The 20056-nt window shown below is 71.3% G+C and carries 16 protein-coding genes; 2 read left to right on the top strand and 14 right to left on the bottom strand.

Features of this window, described 5'->3' with window-relative positions:
- Positions 1-646: 646 nt before the first annotated feature.
- From ACR807_RS03830 to ACR807_RS03770, 13 genes are all read right to left on the bottom strand, one after another.
- Positions 647-1084, bottom strand: coding sequence for a hypothetical protein (locus tag ACR807_RS03830; protein WP_438919780.1), 438 nt, complete (start codon positions 1082-1084; stop codon positions 647-649).
- Positions 1066-1500, bottom strand: coding sequence for a lanthionine synthetase LanC family protein (locus ACR807_RS03825; protein WP_438919779.1), 435 nt, complete (start codon positions 1498-1500; stop codon positions 1066-1068). The genes ACR807_RS03830 and ACR807_RS03825 overlap by 19 nt, the downstream gene beginning before the upstream one ends.
- Positions 1500-4592: a lantibiotic dehydratase gene (locus ACR807_RS03820; protein ID WP_438919778.1), complete on the bottom strand. Its 3093-nt coding sequence runs from the start codon at positions 4590-4592 to the stop codon at positions 1500-1502. The genes ACR807_RS03825 and ACR807_RS03820 overlap by 1 nt, the downstream gene beginning before the upstream one ends.
- A gap of 72 nt (positions 4593-4664) precedes the next feature.
- Positions 4665-4835: an FxLD family lanthipeptide gene (locus ACR807_RS03815; protein WP_438919777.1), complete on the bottom strand. Its 171-nt coding sequence runs from the start codon at positions 4833-4835 to the stop codon at positions 4665-4667.
- A gap of 43 nt (positions 4836-4878) precedes the next feature.
- The gene (gene fxlM, locus ACR807_RS03810) at positions 4879-6114 is read right to left on the bottom strand and encodes a methyltransferase, FxLD system (protein WP_438919776.1); all 1236 of its coding nucleotides are present in this window, start codon (positions 6112-6114) and stop codon (positions 4879-4881) included.
- A gap of 184 nt (positions 6115-6298) precedes the next feature.
- A complete protein-coding gene (locus ACR807_RS03805; protein ID WP_438919775.1) occupies positions 6299-8455 on the bottom strand; it encodes a thiopeptide-type bacteriocin biosynthesis protein in 2157 nt (718 codons plus the stop codon).
- Positions 8437-9660, bottom strand: a complete 1224-nt coding sequence (locus tag ACR807_RS03800) for a lanthionine synthetase C family protein (protein WP_438919774.1) — start codon at positions 9658-9660, stop codon at positions 8437-8439. The genes ACR807_RS03805 and ACR807_RS03800 overlap by 19 nt, the downstream gene beginning before the upstream one ends.
- Entirely contained in the window at positions 9657-12581 is a 2925-nt protein-coding gene (locus ACR807_RS03795) for a lantibiotic dehydratase (RefSeq protein WP_438919773.1), read from the bottom strand. The genes ACR807_RS03800 and ACR807_RS03795 overlap by 4 nt, the downstream gene beginning before the upstream one ends.
- 211 nt (positions 12582-12792) lie before the next feature.
- Positions 12793-12999 (bottom strand): FxLD family lanthipeptide, encoded by a 207-nt coding sequence (locus ACR807_RS03790; RefSeq protein WP_438919772.1) that lies wholly within the window; start codon positions 12997-12999, stop codon positions 12793-12795.
- 9 nt (positions 13000-13008) lie between these two features.
- Positions 13009-14274, bottom strand: coding sequence for a methyltransferase, FxLD system (gene fxlM / locus ACR807_RS03785; protein ID WP_438919771.1), 1266 nt, complete (start codon positions 14272-14274; stop codon positions 13009-13011).
- Between the two features lie 416 nt (positions 14275-14690).
- Entirely contained in the window at positions 14691-14990 is a 300-nt protein-coding gene (locus tag ACR807_RS03780) for a hypothetical protein (RefSeq protein WP_438919770.1), read from the bottom strand.
- Positions 14983-15291 carry a hypothetical protein gene (locus ACR807_RS03775; RefSeq protein WP_438919769.1) on the bottom strand — a complete coding sequence of 103 codons (309 nt, stop codon included), beginning with the start codon at positions 15289-15291 and terminating at the stop codon, positions 14983-14985. Before ACR807_RS03775 ends, ACR807_RS03780 begins: the two co-directional genes overlap by 8 nt.
- Before the next feature lie 5 nt (positions 15292-15296).
- The gene (locus ACR807_RS03770) at positions 15297-15839 is read right to left on the bottom strand and encodes a DUF4254 domain-containing protein (RefSeq protein ID WP_438919768.1); all 543 of its coding nucleotides are present in this window, start codon (positions 15837-15839) and stop codon (positions 15297-15299) included.
- 206 nt (positions 15840-16045) lie between these two features.
- On the opposite strand from ACR807_RS03770, the gene ACR807_RS03765 reads away from it, so the two are divergent.
- A complete protein-coding gene (locus ACR807_RS03765; protein WP_438919767.1) occupies positions 16046-17416 on the top strand; it encodes a helix-turn-helix domain-containing protein in 1371 nt (456 codons plus the stop codon).
- Between the two features lie 74 nt (positions 17417-17490).
- Here ACR807_RS03765 and ACR807_RS03760 read toward each other — a convergent pair whose 3' ends face one another.
- Complete coding sequence (locus ACR807_RS03760; RefSeq protein WP_438919832.1) at positions 17491-18567, bottom strand: hypothetical protein; 1077 nt, start codon at positions 18565-18567, stop codon at positions 17491-17493.
- Positions 18568-18835: 268 nt separating this feature from the next.
- Between ACR807_RS03760 and ACR807_RS03755 the strand changes: the two genes are divergently transcribed.
- Positions 18836-20053 (top strand): helix-turn-helix domain-containing protein, encoded by a 1218-nt coding sequence (locus ACR807_RS03755; RefSeq protein WP_438919766.1) that lies wholly within the window; start codon positions 18836-18838, stop codon positions 20051-20053.
- The last annotated feature ends 3 nt before the right edge of the window (positions 20054-20056 follow it).

Below are 20056 nucleotides of genomic sequence, written 5' to 3'. Positions count from 1 at the left end.
CACCTGGTGGCCGCCCGGCCAGCGATCCGGTTTCGAGGTCTCGTGCAGCAGGTAGTCGTGCAGGACGCAACTGTCGGCAAGACCCACGCCCGGCGCCACCCTGACCGGTGTCACGGCCGCAATACCGTGCCGCGACCGCCGCGTCCTTCAATGCCGCGGTGAACCACCCTTCCTCGACCACTCGCTGCGACGGGTCGAGGTACTCCCGGTGGCGTACCGCTTGTCTGTAGGTTGACGTGCGGGGTCTATCTCGCGATCGGCTCTGGCGCACTTTCGGTGGTGACGGTGAGTGGCCGGTTGTTCGTAATCTTGTGTTTCCTTGCGGGGGCAGCATTTCCGGACTGTCGGTTTCGGTCGTCGGGCGGGTGGCGGAGGGTGGTGGTCGCGGTCCGCATCCGGGGTTGCGGCCGTGCCGTCCGGCGCCCAGGGCTGCGATGACGAAGGCGTCGACAGCCCGAAAGCACTTCCCCGCAAGGGGATCGATCTCCACCATAAGGTCACGGCCGCGACCGGCTACTCACCGTCACCACCGGAAGTGTGCCATAGCCGATCTTGGAACAGTCCCCGGGTCGGCAGCGACGCGAGCGCACTGGTCCTCGGCTTGGGGTGGTGGTGAAGCGTGCATGAGTCGATGGCCGGTGCAGTTTCAGGTGGTGGTTGGGGAGTTCGATTGGTCGGGTTCGCGAGCGGAGGTGAGTAGGTCGGCCAGGGTGGTCAGGGCATGCCGGGTGGCGGTGGTGAGGGAGTTCAGCAGGTGCTGCGGCGGCATGGCGCGCGCCCTCGTGCCCGATGCCTCGATGACGTGTGTGAGTGCCCGCTGGTCTGCTGCCAGGTGCGGCCACCCATCGATGTGCGTGAGGAGGCTGGCAGTGTGTGCGTCGCCCGTCTGCAGTGCGAGCTGGACGAGCGCTGTTGCGATCTCCTTGGCTGCGATGGGACGGGTTGCCTGGGTGAGTTCGGCGATGCAGTCGGTGAGCCGCACGAGGTAGGACAGGACCTCGGCGGTGATCTCGTGCTGCGGGTGGCGGTGCAGGTGGTAGGCGCCCAGGCCGGACAGGCCGCAGATCAGGTCGTATTCGGCCATCGGCGGCCGGTCCGCCCGGTCGAGCCGGCATGTGCCCGGTCCAGGCGTCGACGGGTCAACTCGACCGTGCCCGCGTCGAGTGTCCGCAGCGCCCGGTCGAGCTTTCCCGGTCGTTCGACGGCGGTGTGGACGACGAAGGCCAGTGCCGGAGTGCCGAAGAACAGCCCGGCGTTCGGGCCTGCGCTGAGCTCGTCGGCGACGGCAGCGGACAGCCAGGCGTGCGCGGTGTCCCAGCCGCCGTGGCCGGTGCGGGCGCGTTCGATGTGCAGAAGCGCGATCCCGGCCGCGCCGCCGGCCAACGACTGGGGGCCGCGCCTCCAGCCGGTGGGCAGCGACGACAGTGTGCTCAGGTCGGTCACTCGTTCGGCCAAGGCCGCCGTAGTGTCCAGTGCGGTGCTGTCCTGTGTGGTGCTCATCATGCTCCTCGGTTGATCCAGCTCAGCGCGGCGGCGCGGGCCAGGCGCAGACAAGCAAGCTCGGCGTCGCGGTCGACTCCGGCGACCCGGATGCAGTGCAGGCGCAGCAGATCCGGCAGTACGGCCTGTCGCGTCATCCCGATGGCCGCCTCGCGGATGGTCGTGTCATGGGAAGCGAGGATGTCGCGGTAGCTCGCGAGCGCGGTTCGGCGTTGTCGCCAGCGGGCGCTGATCAGGTCACCACAGGACAGCGTGCGCAGGGCCGCGAAGTCGGCTGCTGGGTCGCACAGTCGGATGGTCCGGGCCTGGAGGTCCCGTGCGAGCGCGGGGGTGGAAATCCGGTCGACGTGATCGATCAGCCAGTGCAGGCCTGCGTGCCGGCTGCCGGTGAAGCCGACGGTGAGGTCGACCAGGCTCGCCGCGGTGATCGAGTGCGGGTGTGGTGTACCGGCGGTCAGCTGTGCGACGGCAGCGGCGGAGTCGGCGGCGAACACCGCTTCGGCGGCCGCGAGGGTGGGGCCGTCGCCGAAGCGGCCGATCTCCGGGTGGTAGGTGTCCAGTTGCAGTCTGCCGAGCAGACCGAGGCGGTGCAGTTCGTCGGCCCACGATCCGACGCTTCGTGCGGTGTCGGCGAAGGCGTCGGGGCGGGGGAGGCGGATCCGCAGCCGTAGATGGGGTTGCGGATCCTGGTAGCGGATGAACCACCACGGCGGCTCGTCGTCGAAGTGGTGCCACAGGCGAGGAAGGTGGTCGGTGAGCAGTCCGGTGTGCCGATCCGGATGGACGTACAGCTTGGCGTAAAGCCAGCCGGACTCCGGATCGCCGGGAAGATGCCCCGGCTGCGTGCTGGTCGTCACGGTCGAGGCAGGGGGGCGCCGTGGCGGTGCGGGCTGCGGCGGTCGGCACGTCGCCAACGGCACGGCGATCTCATGGGCACGGCCGCCATGCCACCCGAACGCGTCAGACGGGGCCGCCTCACGCAGGGTGACGTGCCCCGTGCGGTCGAGATCCGCGCGCAGCAGGTGAAGATGCGCCGGATCATCGAGGTGCAGCAGCACCCGACGGTCATCCTCGCCCACGTACACCCGGTCCGGCACGTCGAACCGGTGACGCCAGTGCGCGACCGCGTCGGCCCACTGCGGCCAGGCGGTGCCCGAGGGCGAAAGCTGCGTGCTCGTCATCCTCCACCGCGCCGGGGACAGGATCGTCCGCCTGTACCGCACGCGGGGCAGGAACGGCAGGCGCTCGGCCGCACCCCAGGAGAACGGCACGCAGGCGGCGGAGGATGCGGCGCTGATCTCGCACAGGAACCGCAGCAGCGGATGGGCGGCGTGGACGAACTCCACCGCGCTGAAAACCGTCGGCTCCAGGACACGGCGTCGGGTCCGCGACATCAGGTACAGGCGGGTGGCGTCGGCGGTCACCACGAGGTCGTCCACTGCGATCCTCTCGCCGCCACCGTGGTGTTCCCCGAGCGTGATGATGTGGGGAAGCACGACAGGGTGCCGGGTGATGTTCTCGGCGCGCGGACGCAGCGGCGGGCAGGACACCTGCACCGGCAACGCTTCGTCGATGGCGGTGGGAAGCGCCGCCAAACCGGTGATCATGCGCGCGCGGTTGGCGGGGTCGAGCAGGTGCAGGAACCGGCCGATCGTGGTTCCTGCCGCGCGGGACACGCCCATGATCGCGAGGTCGAAGTCGCCGTGTGCGAGCGCATCCTGGTCCGCTGCGTGGATGCGGAAGCGGAGTTCGGTGTGCGGCTGGACATATTCGACCTCGGTCACCGCCAGGTCGGCCACGCCGGGGTCGTCAAGGACGACTTCCCGGCGATGCTCCAGCGCGGCGGTCTGTGCGAGGGCGAGCAGTGCCACGTCGCGGTCGGACAACGAAGGTGACGGGGGCGTCGGTAACCGCGAGTCGCGGTAACCGGAGGGGAAGCCGAGCCCGGTGTCGGCGTGCACCAGCTCGATCAGCGGAACGACCGCGCCCAGGCCGTAATGCTCGACGAACCGACCGTGGTAGTCCCGCCAGACCGGTGGCCCGGACGGGTACGGAGTCAACCGGGCCAGCACCGCCGCCGCCTTCTCGGCTTCACGAGCGACCTGGGCAGGCAGCGTGACGGCGTCGCCGAGACGAAGGTCGATCGCGATCGGCCGATTGGTGTCGCCGAGGCTCGTGATCCGGGTCGAGACCGCTGCACGGATCCGCCGCTGTGCCACCGTGTCGGCCCGCTCGTGCTCGGACAGGTCGGCGAGGATGTCGCGCAACAGGAGTACCTGGTGCGCGATCTCGGGCACGTCGTCGACGCCGGCTGAGCGCAGTTCCTCCAGCACGTGCCCCAGTGGGTTCGTCGCTGTCATGGGTGGATACAGGCTGGTGAGCAGGATGCCCTGCTCGACCAGGCTGGCGAGCATCGCCTCGATCCGCGGACGCGGCGTCGAGGGGTAGCCGGCCGCGAGCTTGTCGATCAGGTGGTTCATGCGGATGGGAGTCGCCGCTGCGGCGACCGCGGTCTGGACCGGTTCGGTGTGGCGGACGGAAATCTCGGAGGCGCCGCTGGACGAGGTCGGATGCCGACGGCAGCCGATCACGAGCCTGCCGTCGCGCACGAACAGCAGATTGTTCGCGGTCACGGGCAACAGCGGCCGCAGTCCGGGCATTGTCTCCAGGTGCCGGACGACCGTGGCGAGCCATTCGGCGTCGACCTGCGCGTGAGCGCGGTGCCCGCCGTCGCGACGCAGCTCCACCCGCGGGCCGAACCGTGCGGGAGCGACTCCGGCGAACAATCCGAACGGTGTCGCCCTGCTGGTGCCGCGCAGCCGGTACCGCACCAGGGTCAGCACCAGGCTGCGTAGTTCACGTGTCGGGACCGGACGACCGGCCAGAACCTGCTCAGCTCGGCGGGCCAGGATCGGGCTGGCCACCTCGACGGCCGCGGCCAGCGTGCCGGCACCCCAGACCAGCCTTATCCACTCGCGCCACCGCGCGAGGTGCTCCGGGGAGGAGCCGGTGAGGTCCGGACACGCCGGTAGATCCTCCGGGACGGATTCGACGGCCGACCGCAGAAGCGCGGCATCCAGTAACCGGTACAACGCGTCGTCCCTTCGCCTCGCGGGTGCCCGGCCCCGATGACGGGCGTTCCGTCACCGGGGCCCGGCAGGCCGTTACGGGCAGCTGACGCACGCGCTCTCGCACGTGGCACCGCAGTTGTCCCCGGTGAGCTGCACCAGCACATCGAGCGCCGGACCCGATTCCGCGAAGCGGACATCGAGGTCGAACAGGTCCGGCTCCGCTGGCGCCGGTGCAGCCACCCCGAGATCGGTCTGAACGGTCATGGACATCTCCTCCTTGTCATGGTGTTTCTTCCTCGGCGGCTCGTCAGGACCAAGTCACGACGACCCGCGTGTGTTTCTTGTCCAACACGAGCCCGCCCTGCGGAAGCTGTTCGTCCGGCGTCGCGGACGGATAGGCCCCGATCCGGGCGGACAGGCTCTGGCCGTCCCAGGACCGGATGCGCTGCAGCACCTGCTCCATCAGCCGTCCGGCGTCGGGGCCGTGCCCGTAGACCCCGAACTCGCGCGCCGACGGGTCGTCGGCGACGGGCCGCAGACCGAGGTAGGCCAGGCTCTCGCCCGTGGCGACGGCGGGCACACCGAGCGGCCAGGCGTGCGCCACGATGTCCTGCGACTGCGCTTGCCTGCTCGCCATGAGCAGGCCGAAGCCCGGCAGGCCCAGCGCCATCCACAGGTGCAGACCGTCGAACCGACCCTCGCCGCCCATCGTGACGTTCGACCACGCCTGCGCACGCGGCTTCGTGAGCACCTCGCCCAAGCGGTCGACATCCACACCAAGGGCGTTGTCCAGCCGCAGTACCACGTCGTCACCGTGCAGCGGGATGGTCAGCTCGCTATGGGCACCCAGCCCGCGCATCGGCACGAAGGCACACAGCTCGTAGTCCCGGCTGACCAGGTGGTCACCGACTCGTTGGAACACCACCGACCGCGTCAGGCTGCGCAACAGCAGCGGGACGCTGATCCTGCCGTCCTCCGCCAGCTGCTCCCACCATGCCCGCGGCAGGTCCCACGCGGCGACGGTGACGATGATTCGGTCGAACGGCGCATGCCGGGGCACCCCGTGTTCGGCGTCGGTCTCCACCACGTTCACCGCGTGGTATCCGGCCGCGGTCAGGCAGTCGCGCGCCCGGGTCACCACCTCGGGGTCGATGTCGACCGTGGTGACCTCGCCGGTCGGACCGACCAGCTCGGCGATCAGCGCCGCGTTGTAGCCGCCCGATCCGATCTCCAGCACCCGCATGCCCGGTCGGATGTCGGCCTGCTCCAGCATCATCGCCTGGATGTGCGGGGCCGACACCGTACTGACGGCTTCGCCCTGCTCGTTGCACCTGGTCAGCAGCGTGCCCTGGGCCGCATACGCCTTGTCCAGCGGCTCACCGGGACCGAACAGGTGCCGCGGCACCTTCGACAGCGCGGCGACCACGGCGTCGCTGCGCGCGGCACCCATCTCGCGCAACTGGTCGACCATCGCCTGACACAGCGCCTCAGGGCTGGACGCCGCAGCGTCCGCGCCGGCATCAATGTCACTTGCAGTGTTCACCGATCACCTTTCCCGAAATTCATCGCCGTCGGTGTGGGTCTCACGGCCGCTGGTCCTTCATCGCACGTCGCAGAACATCGCTTTCTAGCGCCGTTCCAGTCCTGCGGGACGCGTTAGGGCGGCACACAGCGGCAGCGACAGTTCACGTCGGTCGAGCCTGATAACGCCGTCAGGGGTGGGGGACTCACTTGAGGGCGTGGTTCAGGACACCGGCGGCTTGTTGGGTGGCGTTACGCAGCCGACCTTGGAGTTGTTCTGGGATCGTTCCTTGCTGTAGTCCGGCTGATGCGGCGAGATTTTTCAATGCCGTCACATGCCGTAATGGCGAGGATGGCCTGTTGGCGTGGTCGTCGAGCACTTCACGGGCGGCGTAGGCGCTGCCGGAGCGGTGGGCGTCGTCTGCGGCTTCGGCGCGCAGGAGGTCGGCCTCTCGCTGGTGGGTTGTCGCGGCGAGGTGTGCGGTTGCAAGGCCGAGCCGGATGCGGAACATCGTCATGACCGGGTCGACCGCTGCCGTGCGGGCGGCCTGGACGTTGGTGATCAGCGTGTTGATCGCGGTCGGTTCGGGGTGTCCTGTGGTGATGTCGGTGTATGCGCGAAGGCAGGAGGCGATGGCGTGGTGCCACGGATGGGTGGTCGTGGCGGTGTCGATGAGGCGGAGCGCGTCGTCGCGGTGTCGTGCGCGGGCGAGGGCGATGATGCGGGTCTGGCGTGCTTCGTGCAGCAGTTCCGGCGTGTCGTCGTAGCCGGAAGCGTGGTCGGCTGCCTTGTCCCAGTCGCCTGTGGCGACGAGCGCGCGGGTTCCGTCTTCGCGCAGTGTCCGACGTAGCCATGCCTCGACGGGGGCGCGGTCGCCGCCGGGGGCGATGAACGTGTCGAACGGGATCGCCCGACCGGCGATGTCGGCGGTGCCGCCGGAGCGGACGGCGTGGTCGACCTGGACGAGGGTGTCGTAGCAGTGTTGGGGGTTGCCGGTGCGCTGGGCCAGTCGTGCGAGGTTGACCAGCGGTTGCAGGCCGGCGATGGCGGGGCGGCCGGACAGCGGCCAGGACTGGTGGAAGACGTCGAACTGTGCGAGGCAGAGTTGTTCGGCCAGGTCGGGCATGGCGCAGTCGGCGGCGATGAGGGCGGCGAGGTTCCAGGCCGCGGATGCGTCGTTGATGCGCTGGTCAGGGTCGTCGTAGCGGGCGCTGTTGGCCGCGTGTTCCTCGACGAGCCCGACGCGTGCGGGCAGGTCGCCGCAGAACTGGCGGCCTTGCTGGATCAGCGGGAAGCGGATGACGGCCTGATCCAGGCTGGGCGCGGATACCGGACCCGAGGAGGCGGGGGTCGGGCTCAGGGTGCGTGGCGCGGCGGGTTGGCCGGTGGGGCCGAGGATGGCGTGACGGGCCGAGTGGGCGAGGATCGCCTGGGTACGGGCGGTGAGTCCGAGGCGGTTCCAGTGGAAGATCACGTGGTAGCTGAGGACGTCGCGGAGTCCGCGCGTGAGGTGTCCGGTGCGGTTGGCCTCGGCCAGGGCGCGGCCGGTGTCGCGGAACGCCGTCGCCCAGCCGGATTGCGCCGCCAGCGGTCCGTCTGCGGTGAACAGCGGTCCGTCGGGTCCGGTGTCGGCGAGGGCGAGGGTTCTCAGATTTTCCGCCATCGCGACGATCCTGTCGCTGTCGATGTCGGAGGGCAGGGGGCGTTCGGCACTGACGCGGTCCCAGACGTCGCCGCGTTCGTACCATTCCAGTGCGGCGCCGTTGCGCATCAGCGTCCCGCACAGCAGGATCGACAGTTCCCTGCGTCCCAGTCCGGTTCCACCGGCCGCGGCGAGTTCCAGGACACCGCGGCTGTCCACGGTGAACAGGCGGTGCCCGGCGTCGAGGGCGCCGGCGCCGCCGAAGGCGGCGGTCTCGGCTTCGTAGAGGCCGGGCCACCAGGCGTCGATGTGGCCTGTTGCGGCGAGTTCGTCGAGCGTGGTGGCGAGTTCGGTGATCGCGTCGTGCCCGTGGCCGGGGCGCAGTCGTAGCCGCCAGCAGGGGTGTTTGCGCATGAACCACCACGCGGTGATCGCGCCGCTGTGTTCGGCGCGGGTCAGTACCGGCAGCAGGTGGGTTGCCGTGCTGTGTTCGGCGCGGGTCCAGTCCTGGAAGCGGAGGTAGACCTGCTGCCAGGAGCCGGTCCGGTTGGCGGAGAGCGCGTCGCGACCGGCCTGGCGGTAGATCGCCGCGGCGGCGGCGAGTTCATCGGGGGCCAGGCCGGACGTCCCGGCGGTGGTGTCGAGGTCGTCTCCGGCCAGGACGCGCCAGATGGCGGCTTCGGCCGGGGAGGATGCCGGGGTCAGTCGATCAGCAGGCATGCGTCCCATCCGCAGCTCGGGGCGGTGTCGGTGGCGGCGGTGTGCAGCGCCAGGGCTATGCCGGCGGTGCCGTTGAGCAGGCCGGGGCCGTGCTGGTGCGGTCGTGCGGCTGCGGCGAGCAACGCGTCGGCCAGGCGTGGCAGCTGTTCGTGCAGGGCGGGGGTAGTGGCGTCGGCGGCGGCGCGCCAGAAGGTTTGGAAGGTGCCAGCCAGGCCGTGGCAGAGCCCGGCGTCGGTGAGCCGCGCGAGTTGGGTGTCGTCGCCGAGGCACGCCAGCAACGCGCGCTCGTAGTGGTCCTGGAGAACGTGGTCGCCCAAGGCGATGGCGGCCAGTTGCCCGGCGCGGGCGATGCCGGGGGTGCCGTAGCACCAACTGGGTCGACCTGGCCCTGTCTGTCGGGTGCGCCCGGTGCGCAGTTCGATGATGTCGAGGTGTTCGGGCCACCAGGGTCCGGCATCGCCGTCGCGCCGCCAGTGCTCCAGCCACTGACAGATGTCGATGATCGCCTGGTGGTGCCCCTCGACGGTGATGCCACGACGGGCGGCGTGGGCGAGCAGCGCCAATGGGCCGGTGATGCCGTGTGCGGCGCCGAAGTTGGCGTGGCCGCGGTGTCCCGGCGGGGTTTCGCGGTGCGGGTCGTGGCCTACCCACCAGCCGGGGAGGACCTCGTTGTCGACGGTCAGCGGCCGAGTGAGCGCGACCAGGTAGTGCAGGATCCGTTCCAGGGCGCTGCCGCCGGGATCGCGTCGCAGCAGCAGCGCGCCGAGTCCGGACAGGCCGGAGAAGACGTCGTACTCGCCGAAGGCGGCCGGTCGTGCGGTGTCGGTGCGGGCCAGGGCGTTGTGGGCGCGGCGGTGGGCGAGTCGTGTGACCGGGGCGTCGAGGTCGGCCAGGCCGGTGCGGTAGCGGTCGCTGCTGCCGGCGGCGGCGTCCAGGACGAAGAGCAGGGCCGGTGCGCCGAGGAACAGGGCGGCGGAGTCGTGGTCGCTCAGGGGCGTGGTGGCGGCGGCGCGGATGTGGGCGTGCGCGGTCTGCCAGGTGTCCAGTCCCGACCTGGCGCGTTCGATGTGGGCAAGGGCGATGCCGGCGCTGCCGGTGGCGAGGTCCTGCGCGGCCCAGTCGTCTGCCGGTGTTCTCGGCGGTGGGGTGTGCAGGAGCCGGGCGTGGTGTTCGGCGGCGTGGGCCAGGCTCGCGGTGGTCGTCATTTCGTCGCTCCGCTGTGGGCTTGCCGGTGCAGGGCGAGAGCTCGGGCCAGGCGGCCGGTGACGGCTTCGGAGGCGGGGTGGGCGCCGACGGCACGCAGGTGGTGCAGGTGCAGCAGCGGCTCCAGCACGCTGATCGGGTCTCGTTGCTGTGACAGTGCCGCGGCATAGTCGGCCATCGCCTGTGCCCGCAGGCTCCAGGCGTGGATCACCGCCTGACCGGCCGGGGTGTCGGCCAGCGGGCCGAGGCGGTCGGCCAGGGCGATGGTCTGCTCGCGCAGTTCGGGGTCCAGATGACCGCCGGTGCGGCCGATCTCGCGCAGCAGCCAGGCCCGCCCGCCGGCGGGGTCCCCGGCCAGGGCGGTGGTGAGGTCGAGGAAGCTGGCTGCGGTGATGGCCTGGGGGCGCAATCCGGCGGCCCGGGTTGCGCGGATCTGGGCGAGGGCGGCGGCCGAGTCGGCGGCGAACCCGACCAGCGCGGCGTCCAGGGCGGCGCCGTGGCCGTAGCGCCCGGTCGGTGGCTGCCAGTCGGCGATCGTGAGGCCGGAGGCCAGGTGGTCGTGGTGCAGGTGCCGGGCCCAGGCCGCGGTGTTCTCGGCGGCGTCGGCGAACAGCCGTGGGGCGGGGATGTGCAGGAAGATCGCGAGGTGTTGGTCGGCGCGGTGGTCGCTGAGGTCGCGGTGGCGGTGGAACCACCAGGCCGGTGGGTTCGGTCCGAAGGAGTTCAGCAGGGTGGGCAGGTGGTCGGTGATGATCTCGTCGAAGCGTTCGGGGTGGGCGTGCAGGCGCAGCGCGAGGATGGGCGATGCCGCCGGGAGATGGAGGTCGGCGGTAGCGACGACGGGTGGCGGTGTCGTGATGCGCGTCGCCGTCGGGTCCGGGGCCTGGGTGCGGGACAGGATCAGCAGCACCTCGTGCGCGCGGCCGATCCAGGCCAGCTCGCCCGGTGCGGCGCACTCGCGCAGCTCCAGGCGGCCGCCGCGGTCCAGTCGTGTGCGCAGCAGCATCCGGTGTGCACGGTGGCGCAGGTCGATCGGCTGAACGCGGTCGTGGTCGACCAGGGCGACGTGGTCGGGGACCCGCCAGCGCGCCCGCCAACCCGACAGCTCGGCCTCCCACAGGCGCTCGCTGGCGCTGCGGGCGGGCAGTTGGTCGGCTCTGAGCTGCCAGCGGGCCGGGGACAGGATGGTGCGGCGGTAGCGCACGCGCGGCAGGTAGGGCAGCGCGCCGGCCGCGCCGAAGGAGAAGGCACCGTAGGTCGGGAAGCACGCGGTGGCGACCTCGGACAGGAACCGGGCCAGCGGCGCGGTGTGGTGGGCGGTCTCCAGCGCGCTGGCGACGTAGGGGATGACCCGCTTGCCGGTGGAAAGCTGGATCAGGTGCAGATCCGCGCCCTCGGCGGTCACCGCGAGATCGGCCGGCTCGATCACGCCCGGACCGGGTGCGCGGTGCTCGGCGATCGGGATCACCGTCGGGGCGAGCCTGCTCGTGCGGGCGACGTTCTCGCTGCGCCGCCAGCGCGGAGCGAACGACAGTTGCGCTGTGACGGTGTCCGGTCCGGGTTCCTGGAAGGTTCGGCGGATCTCGGCGAGGTCGGCCTCGGGAAGGAGGTGGGCACTCCTGCCGACCATGCTGCCGGCCGGCCGGGGGGTGCCGGTCAGTTCCAGCACGAACCTCCCGGCTGACACATCCTGCGGACAGTCGGCGCGGATGGTGAAGGCGACTTCCGTGCGCACAGGTAACCGCTCCGGGGCAAGGGGCGCGCTGGCCAGGTGGTCGACGAGGTCGTCGGTGAGGACGATCTCGTCGCCGGTCATGGTCGCCTGCTGGACCAGGGCCAGCAGCTTGTCGTCGCGCTCGGACATCTGCCGCGGTCCGCGCTCGCGGCCGGAGCCGAGGTAGCCGGCCGGCAGCCCCAGCCCGCTGTCGGCGACCAGGTCCAGGACCGGGACCAGCGCGCCGGTGCCGTACCGGGCGCGGAACGCGGTCTGGTACTCCCGCCACGGTGGCAACCCGCCCAGGTGGGGCGAGAGTCGGTACAGCACGGCCACCGCGTCCCGGGCCTCGCGCGCCACCGCCTCGGGCAGCACCGCTTCGCAGTCGGCGATCGTGTCGACCAACAGCGGCGTGCGCTGCGCCGGGGCGATCGCCGCCATCCGGTCGGCCACCCCCGGCGGCACGGCGGCGAACACGCCGTCGGCCAGGGTGTCGCGGATCCCGTACAGCTCGGCGACCAGTCCCGCGACCTCCGGTATGTCCTCGGCGGCGGCGGTTCGCAGCACGGCGCACACCGCGCCCAGTGCGTCGGGTTCGGTTATCGGGATGTGCAGCGCGGTGATCAGGAACTGCTGGTCGACCAGGCCGTGCAGGACGGTGTCGATCTGTTCGGAGCTGGCCGCCGGGGACCGGTCCGCGAGCTTCCGGCGCAGGTCGCCGAACGGGATCGGCGCGGTGGCAGCCTCCAGCGCCGCGACTGCGGGCCGCGTGGCGCGCACCGAGACCTCAATGAGCGCTTCGGCGCCCGGGGCGTCCTCGGGCGGCAGGCCGGGCGCGACCAGTCGCCCTCCCCGCACGCAGAGCGCGTTGTTCGCCACTACCGGCAGCCGCTCCAGCAGCTCCCGGCAGCGGTGCAGCCTCGCCGTCACCTCGGCCAGCCAGCCGCCGTCCGCCCGGACCGACAGGCGGTGCACGCCTCCGGCCCGAACCGTGGTTCGGCCGCCGATCCTCACCGGTCCGATGCCGGCCAGCGACCCCAGTGGCGTGGGGCGTCGCTGCCAGCGCAGCAGGTAGGCCGCCAGCGCGGTGGCGGCGCGGCAGACCGAGGAGGCATCGCGGGAGGGGGCGGTGACGAGGGCATCGATCCGGTGGCACAGTGCCGGACTGACCGCGCCGAGCGCGACACGGACGTCCTCGCGTTTCCACATCCGTGCCGTCCACGTCGCAGCCGATGTCGCGTCGGAGAGGTCAAGGTCATGTGGCAGGTCCAGGCCACCAGGGGCGGTACTGACCCGCAGCAGCCCCACGCCACCCCACTGCCACCCTGCCGCCAACCCCACATCCGCCCCCTCGATCCGATGCCGATCGCACTGCCTCCCGGCCGCCGAGGGACACCTCGACGGCCGGGAGGAGCGCTGATCAGAACTGGTTGTTGCCCTGCGAAGTGCACGCACTCGCGCCATTGGCGCAGGTGCTACCGCACCCGTCGTCGGTGGGACAGTTGTTGCCGTGCGGCACCGCCTGGTACGTGAGCACCGGGCGGATGTCCAACTCGAACTCGTCCTCGGCGGGCACCTCCAGCAGCGCTGTCGCACTGCCGGGGGGCTCGATCGCTACTACGGTCACGGTTCTCCTCTACTGGTGGTTGGGGTGGTGTAGGACGTCGCGGCCGACGGTGTTCGCGGGCCGTGGCCAGGTGATCAGGACCCGGCTGTGGCGCTTGCCGACGGCGAAGTCCGCCGCCGGGAGCCGCTCCTCGGGGGTGGCCGTCGGGTAGACGAGGTACTGCGGTCCCGGGCCGCCGCGGTGGTCGCGGTCCCAGATCCGCAGCTGTTCGGCGACGAGTTCGGCCAGGGCTGCGGGGTCCGGGCCGTAGGCGTGGACCTCCAGCGTGAGGTCCTGCCCGCCGAGCTTGCGAGAGGCCACGTACGCCAGGTTGGCGCTGTCGACGGCCGCCATCCCGGTGTAGATGCCGCCCAACGGTCGGGACGACGCCTCGTTCGCCGTGTGATCGACCATGATGCGGCAGAACCCGGGGACCGTGGTGGCCAGCCACATCTGCATGGTCGCCCACGGCTCCCCGAGACGAAGCCCGGCGCCGCTGTCCACCACCAGCGGCTCGTACTCCAGCACGCCGTCCAGCCGTGACGGGTCGGCCGGGGCCTGCTCGTCGAAGACCAGCCTGACCGCGCCCTCGCGCAGCACCAGTTCGGCGCTGTCGTGGGCGCCGACACCCTGCATGGGCACGAACCCGAACAGTCGGGCCGACTCGCTGACCAGCCGATCGCCCTCGCGCACCAGGGCCACGGTGCGCATCAGCCCCATGACCTTGAGCGGAACCACGAGCAGGCCGCCCTCGACGAGTTGGTCGATCCAGGCCGGCGGCACGTCCCACGACCCGACGGTGACCAGGATCCGGTCGTAAGGCGCGTGCTCCGGCACGCCGTACTCGGCGTCGGCCAACACCACATTGACGTGCGGGTATCCGGCCTGAGTCAGGAACCGCGAGGTCCGCTCGATCACGAACTCGTCGATGTCGACGGTCGTCACCCGGCCACTCGGCCCGACCATCTCGGACAGGTAGGCGGCGTTCATCCCGCCGGAGCCGATCTCCAGCACGTTCATCCCCGGCTCGATCCGGGCCTGCTCCAGCATGTGTGCCTGCGCATCCGGCGCGGACAGCGAACTCAACGGCCGCCCGTGCTCGTCCCTCTTGGTCACCAGCCCGTTCCACGGCTCGTAGACCGCGTCGAGAGCGGCCTCCGGAGCGAAGGTCTCGCGGGGAACCGCTCGCATCACCGCCTGGACGCGCGCGGAGACGATCGTGCCCGCCTCCAGAAGCGCATCGACGGTCTGGTTGCGCAGTGTGGTGGCTTGTTCATCCGGCGTCGTTCCAGTCACGGGATGTCCTTCACTGTCGAATTTCATAGTGGTGTGGCTGCTGATCCGATCGGCGGTTGTTTGCGTTTCGTATCGCGCGACTGCTGTCCGGGACGGCATACGGCGAGTGGCGCATGCCGCCGATCCGATGATTGCGGTGCGCGAAGATTCCGTACTCGTACAAACGGAACGTGAAACTTACTCCTCTGTGGTGCCGGTGGCCGGATCTCGTCAAACCGTATCGCCGTGATCACTGAACGCGATCATCCGGTGGTGTTGCCGGTGCTGTCTTACCGGGGTTTTCGCCGCTGACACTTGCGTCTTTCGCAACCGGCGTGCGCTGTGGTCCGGGAGGTGGGGGAACGCCGCGGAACGTTCCCCCACCTCTGGCAGCCCGCCGACGGTGCGCCCGTGGCCTGGTCGGCGGAGGTGGCGTGTCACGCCGCGCTGGTCGGGGGCGCGGCGGGTTCGACGGCGATCAGGTGCCGGTGGGCGGTGGCCCGGATCCGGCAGCTCGGGGTGCGACCACGTCGCCACCGGGGACGGCAGGGACAGCGGCCCTTCGAGTCGGGCCGGTGCTGCTCGATCAGGTCACGCACGGTGGCCGTCAGCTTCGGCAGTTCACCGGCCAGGATTGCTGTCCGGGTGGCGTCGTCACCGAGGACGAGCATGTGTTCGAGGTAGTCCAGATGACCGGTGAGGTCGCCGTGCGATTCGGCGGTCAGGGCTTCATCCATCAGTGGCTCCCGGCATGTGCTGGGTCGGCTGGTCGGAGGTGGTCGGGGTAGCCGGCCAGAGGACGGGGTGCAGTTCCAGCGGCACGAGGTAGCCGACGGGAATGCCCAGGACCGCGAGGTCGCGGGCCGCGGTGTCGAACGGATCGCAAGGCCACGGCAGGGTGCGGCACACCGCGCAGCGCGCGTGCTCCTCGGGCGGCGGCAGGTGGGTGGTGACGGCCTCGACGGCATCGCCCGCCCGGCCCAGCGGGCTGTCCACGGCCACGGGCAGCGCCACGATCGCGCGCCACTGCTGGGCCACGACGGCTACAGGTCCGCGATGACAGGCGTTGTGGTGGGCAGTCGCCGCCGTCCGCTGCGCAGGTCGACCAGCAGGTCGTCGTAGGCGTTGGACAGGGCTGCGACCTCGTCCATCGCGGTCCGTGTGGGGTGCCCGACCGGTACGCGGCGCGACGCGGGCACGCCTGCGTGCAGCTGCTGCCAGCGCGCCCAGGTCAGGGCCATGCGGTCCACGAGCCGGCCCAGGGTCTCGGTGTGCAGCAGGGCCGCCGTGGACGGTTCGGGCACCGCCTCGGCGGCCCAGTGGTCGATCTGCTCGATCAGGGGCGCGCGGGCGTGCGCGCAGTCGATCAGGACCCGAGCGGAGGCCGCGAGCACGGCGTCGCCCGCCTGGGTCTCGTGGGCCGTCCGGAGTGCTTCGGCCCGTTCCTGGTGGCGGCGGGCCAGCACCGTGACCACCACCAGCACGGGGTGGTCGTCGGTCGGGTGTCCGGCGCCGAAGGCCCGCAGGATGTCGTGCCCGGTGGGCAGCAGCAGCGCGTCGTTCGGGTGCAGTGTCGCGGTGACCACGGCGTCCACCTCCGGGTGCAGCGTCAGGGCAGGTCAAGCGGTGTTGCTCGACGGTGCCGCACTTCTTCGGGTCGAGGGAAGACGCGGAGGTGTCGTGCATCGCTGATCGTCCGGTGATCAGCGGGGCTGATCAGCTTGGCTGATCACGGCGGTACATCGGCCGAGGGGGCCGCTACGGTGACGGTGAACGAGCCGCGGGAGGGTCCATGAACGTCGGCAGCGGCGAGGACCGGCCGATCAACTCGGTCGTGTGGCATGACCACGACATGCGCGCAGCGCTGGCCCGGCGGGACATCGGCCGGGTCTACCGGCTCTTACGGCGGTTCGGGGTGTCCCAGCGACAGATCGCAGCCGGCACGGGGCAGGGGCAGTCGGAGATCTCGGCGATCGTCAACGGGCGTCAGGTCCAGGCATACGACGTGCTGGAACGCATCGCCGACGGCTTGGGCATCCCTCGGGGTTATATGGGTTTGGCGTACACCGGCGAGGCGGTCCAGGACATGGCGGTCTCATCCGGTCTCCACCGCACGAAGGACGACTTCATGCTCGAACGTCGCGGCTTCCTCGGTCTGATCAGCAAGATCGTCATGGGGGCGGCGCTCACGCAACCCGAGTTGGACCTGCTCACCGTGGGCACGACCGCCACACCGGTACCCGAGCGCCTGAGCGCGACCGACGTCGACCAGGTGCGCGCCCTGACCGCGGCACTGCGTTCCTACGACGCCGCGCACGGCGGCGGCTCCTGCCGCGACGCCATCCTCGCCCACACCCACTGGGCGCAGTCGTTGCTCAACGCCTCGGCCACCGACGAGGTCCGGACCAGCCTGCTGTCGGCAATCGCGGAGGCCAAGACGCTGGCCGGATGGACGGCGCACGACCTCGGCCTGCAAGGCGATGCCCGGCGCTGGCTCGGCCAGGCGGTCCGTGATACCCGGGACGCCGGCGACCCGGCCCACACCGCGATCGTGCTCTACCACCTGGGACGTGTTCCCCTGGACAACGACGATCCGGCCGAAGCACTCAAGCTGTTCCAACTCGGCCAGATCGCCGCACAGGACTCCCACTCCTCGGTCGCCGTCTCCCTGCTGCTCACCCACGAAGCGCTGGCCTACGCCCACCTCGGGGACACCCGGCAGGCCATGACCGCCCTGCGCCGCGCCGAGGACGAATACGCTCACGCCACCGACGACCAGCACCAGGAGTTCCTGCGGTTCTTCGACCACGCCGCCCTGCAGACCAGCGCCGCCCGCATCCACAGCCACCTCGGCCTCACCGACGCCGTGTACCGTGCCACCGCCATGCAACGTCTCCGGCGCGCACTCGACGATGCCCCTGCCGACCGGGTCCGTCAGCGCGCGTTCAACCTCGCCTGGCTGGCCACCTGCGCGCTGGCGGAGGGCGACCTGTCCGCCGGGGTCGAGCTCGGCGCCCAAGCCCTCGATGCCGTGCGCGCTGTGCAGTCGACCAGGCTGCTCGACCACCTCAAGCCGCTGGAGGAGGAAGCCGGACGGCATGGCGGCACCAGCGACGTGCGGCAACTTCACCACGAAGTCCGGCTGCTGCGCACGGCCGCCTGATCCTGCTTTCCGGTGAACCTCCGATGTCGGCGCGGGCGGTGATCGTGTGCCGCGTGGGCGCCGGGTCGGGGCGGTCACGGGCGACGGAGCGGACTGCGCATCGTCGTGGCGGTGACCGTGGGGCGGCACAGCCCATCGCCCCGGTGTTCGTCGAGGTCGTCGTGGACGCATCCGCCGGTGAGTTGCGTGGCGCAGGCTGAATGAGCCGACACACGTCGGCTGTACTCGGCTGGACGTGCCGGTGGTCGGCGATCGGCCGCTCCGGCTGTGGAGGTGGCACAGTGAGTCGCACTGCCCGGTTGAGCGTGGTCGAGCGCAAGGCGGACGAGGCGGTGGCGGCGGTGCGGCACGCCGAGCAGCTGTGGGCCGATGCCCACACCGGCCTGCTGGAGGCGCTGCGCGGTTCGGCACGCTACGACCTGGCCGACCAGTGGGCAGCCGTGGGCGTCGAGGACGGCTTCGATCCCGAGCACCCCTTCAAGGCCGTGTTCGGCGCGTTCGCGGCGTGGCGGGAGGCGCTGGAGGCGTTGCCGGCCAGGCTGCGCGAATCCGAGTCCACGGGCACCGCGCCACCGGCGGCCGTGCCGGCGCGTACGGCTCCGCGGCGACGGGACAACGCGCAGGCACCCGAACCGGTGCTCGGACGAGTGCCACAGTCCCGGTCCGAGGCGGTCGATCACGCCACCGCTCGCGACGGCTCCCGATACCCGCCGCAGGCGCAGTGGGCCGTGGACGATCTGCCTCGCCGGGTGCGGCGCGGCGCCGAGGGGGAGAGGACCGTGGGCCGGGTGCGTGTGGGCGAGGTCGACCACGGCACCATGACCTCCGGCCGGGACGGCACCTGGAGTCCGGCCGTCGAGGCGCGCATGGCCCGGCTCGGCGTCGTCACCATGCGGTTGGGCCAGCACGTCGAGATGAAGGCCGCCCACCTGCTGGTTGGACACCCCGGCCACCCACGCCGAACTCGTGATCAACCACCAGACGTGCGGCTCGCCGGGCTTCCAGCTGGGCACGGCCGCCTGCCACCAGGTGCTGCCCAGGTACCTTCCGAAGGGCAAGACGTTGACCAGTTCGGCCGGGCCGGGACGCCCCGTGCGGGTCGCCAGGCCGTCGCGACCCTTCCGCCGGTAGGCGCGCCACCAGGTGCCCACCGACCGTTCGGAGACCCCGAATACCTCCGCGGCCTGCCGATAGCCCTCGACCTTCCCGGCCTCCAACGCCGCCACCACCCACAACGCAGCACCTCACGCTCCGCGGGCGACAACCGGTGCGCACCCTCGACCTCGATCACGAGTGATCAACCTGCCGGAAGACGATCACTTTCGGCTCAATAACGGCATCGGGTCATCCAAGCAGGTCGTCACGCGCATGATGCGCCGACCTGGCCCGGCTACCCTTGGAGTGACCGAGGAGGTGCGCGTGGACATCAACGACAACCACATCGGCCGGCGGCTCCGCGAGGTTCGGTCATGGCGGCAGCTCAGCCTGACCGCCGTCGCCGGGCTCGCCGGGATCAGCGCCCCGTATCTGTCGAGGATCGAACGCGGCCTGCGGCCGGTAACGAAGCGGTCGACGCTCGAAGCGCTGGCCAGCGCGCTCCGGGTCGCCCCCGCCGAGCTGACCGGCGCACCGCACGCGCCGAGCGAACCCTTCGACGTCGAGGCGCAGGCGGGTCTGCTCAGCCTGGAGACCGCGCTGGAGCTGTTCGAACTTGGCGACGACCCGGGCGTGCCCGTGCGGGACTGGCCGCAGATCGCCGCCGACGTCGAGCACCTGACCGATCTGACGCACGTGCACTCCGACTACTCGGCGCAGGGGCGGCTCGCGCCGAAGCTGATCGCCGAGCTGCACGCCGTCTACGTGCGGCACCCGCAGCGGCGGGACGACGTGCTGCGGGCGTTGATCCGCTGCTACGACGCCGCCATGTGGACCACCAAGCGCCTGGGCGGCCGTGGCCTGCCGCTGCTCGCCGCCCGCCTGGCGGCGCGGTGCGCGGAGGAACTGGACGCCCCGGCCTGGCGCGGGTTCGCCGCCTGGCTGCGCGGCGACGCGGCCGGGCCGCTCTCCCGCTCCCAGCAGTACCGCCGGGCGGTCCGCACGGCGGACGAGCTGGTCCCCGATCTCGACGATCCCGACGTGCTCCAGTCCTACGGGGTGCTGCACCTGTCCGCCGCGTTGGCGTCGGCCGCGCAGTCGGACCGCGACACCGCCGCCGTGCACCTCGCCGAGGCACAGGACGCGGCCGACCGGCTCGACACGGAGGTGGGCTCGTTCGCCGGAATGTGGTTCGGCCGGGCCAACGTCGGGGTATGGCGGGTCACCCTCGCCACCGAGTTCGGGGATGGCCCGAAGGTCGCCGAGATCGCGAAGGACGTGCACCCGGAGGTGATCCCCTCGCCGGGGCGGCAGGCCGAGTTCTACGCCGACCTGGGCCGCTCGCTGATGACGGGGGCCGCCACGCGTGAGCGCGGTCTGGCGATGCTGTTGCACGCGGAGCGCCTGGCCCCACAGCGCGTCCGCAACGACGTGTTCGTCCGGGAGGTCGTCAGCGACCACCTCCGCCGCGCGCAGCGCGACTCCGGCGGCCGGGAGCTGCGCGGCCTGGCGTGGCGGATGGGCGTCGCTCCGACCGGGTGAATC

Origin of the sequence: Saccharothrix sabaoui (assembly GCF_051756985.1) — a bacterium.
Taxonomy (GTDB): domain Bacteria; phylum Actinomycetota; class Actinomycetes; order Mycobacteriales; family Pseudonocardiaceae; genus Actinosynnema.
This window is presented reverse-complemented; position numbering and strand designations above follow the sequence as displayed.

Excerpts from the sequence above, each read along its gene's own strand:
- ACR807_RS03830 (WP_438919780.1), bottom strand. The coding sequence starts at position 1,084 with ATGGCCGAATACGACCTGATCTGCGGCCTGTCCGGCCTGGGCGCCTAC.
- ACR807_RS03825 (WP_438919779.1), bottom strand. The coding sequence starts at position 1,500 with ATGAGCACCACACAGGACAGCACCGCACTGGACACTACGGCGGCCTTG.
- ACR807_RS03815 (WP_438919777.1), bottom strand. The coding sequence starts at position 4,835 with ATGACCGTTCAGACCGATCTCGGGGTGGCTGCACCGGCGCCAGCGGAG.
- ACR807_RS03805 (WP_438919775.1), bottom strand. The coding sequence starts at position 8,455 with ATGCCTGCTGATCGACTGACCCCGGCATCCTCCCCGGCCGAAGCCGCC.
- ACR807_RS03800 (WP_438919774.1), bottom strand. The coding sequence starts at position 9,660 with ATGACGACCACCGCGAGCCTGGCCCACGCCGCCGAACACCACGCCCGG.
- ACR807_RS03795 (WP_438919773.1), bottom strand. The coding sequence starts at position 12,581 with ATGTGGAAACGCGAGGACGTCCGTGTCGCGCTCGGCGCGGTCAGTCCG.
- ACR807_RS03780 (WP_438919770.1), bottom strand. The coding sequence starts at position 14,990 with ATGGATGAAGCCCTGACCGCCGAATCGCACGGCGACCTCACCGGTCAT.
- ACR807_RS03765 (WP_438919767.1), top strand. The coding sequence starts at position 16,046 with ATGAACGTCGGCAGCGGCGAGGACCGGCCGATCAACTCGGTCGTGTGG.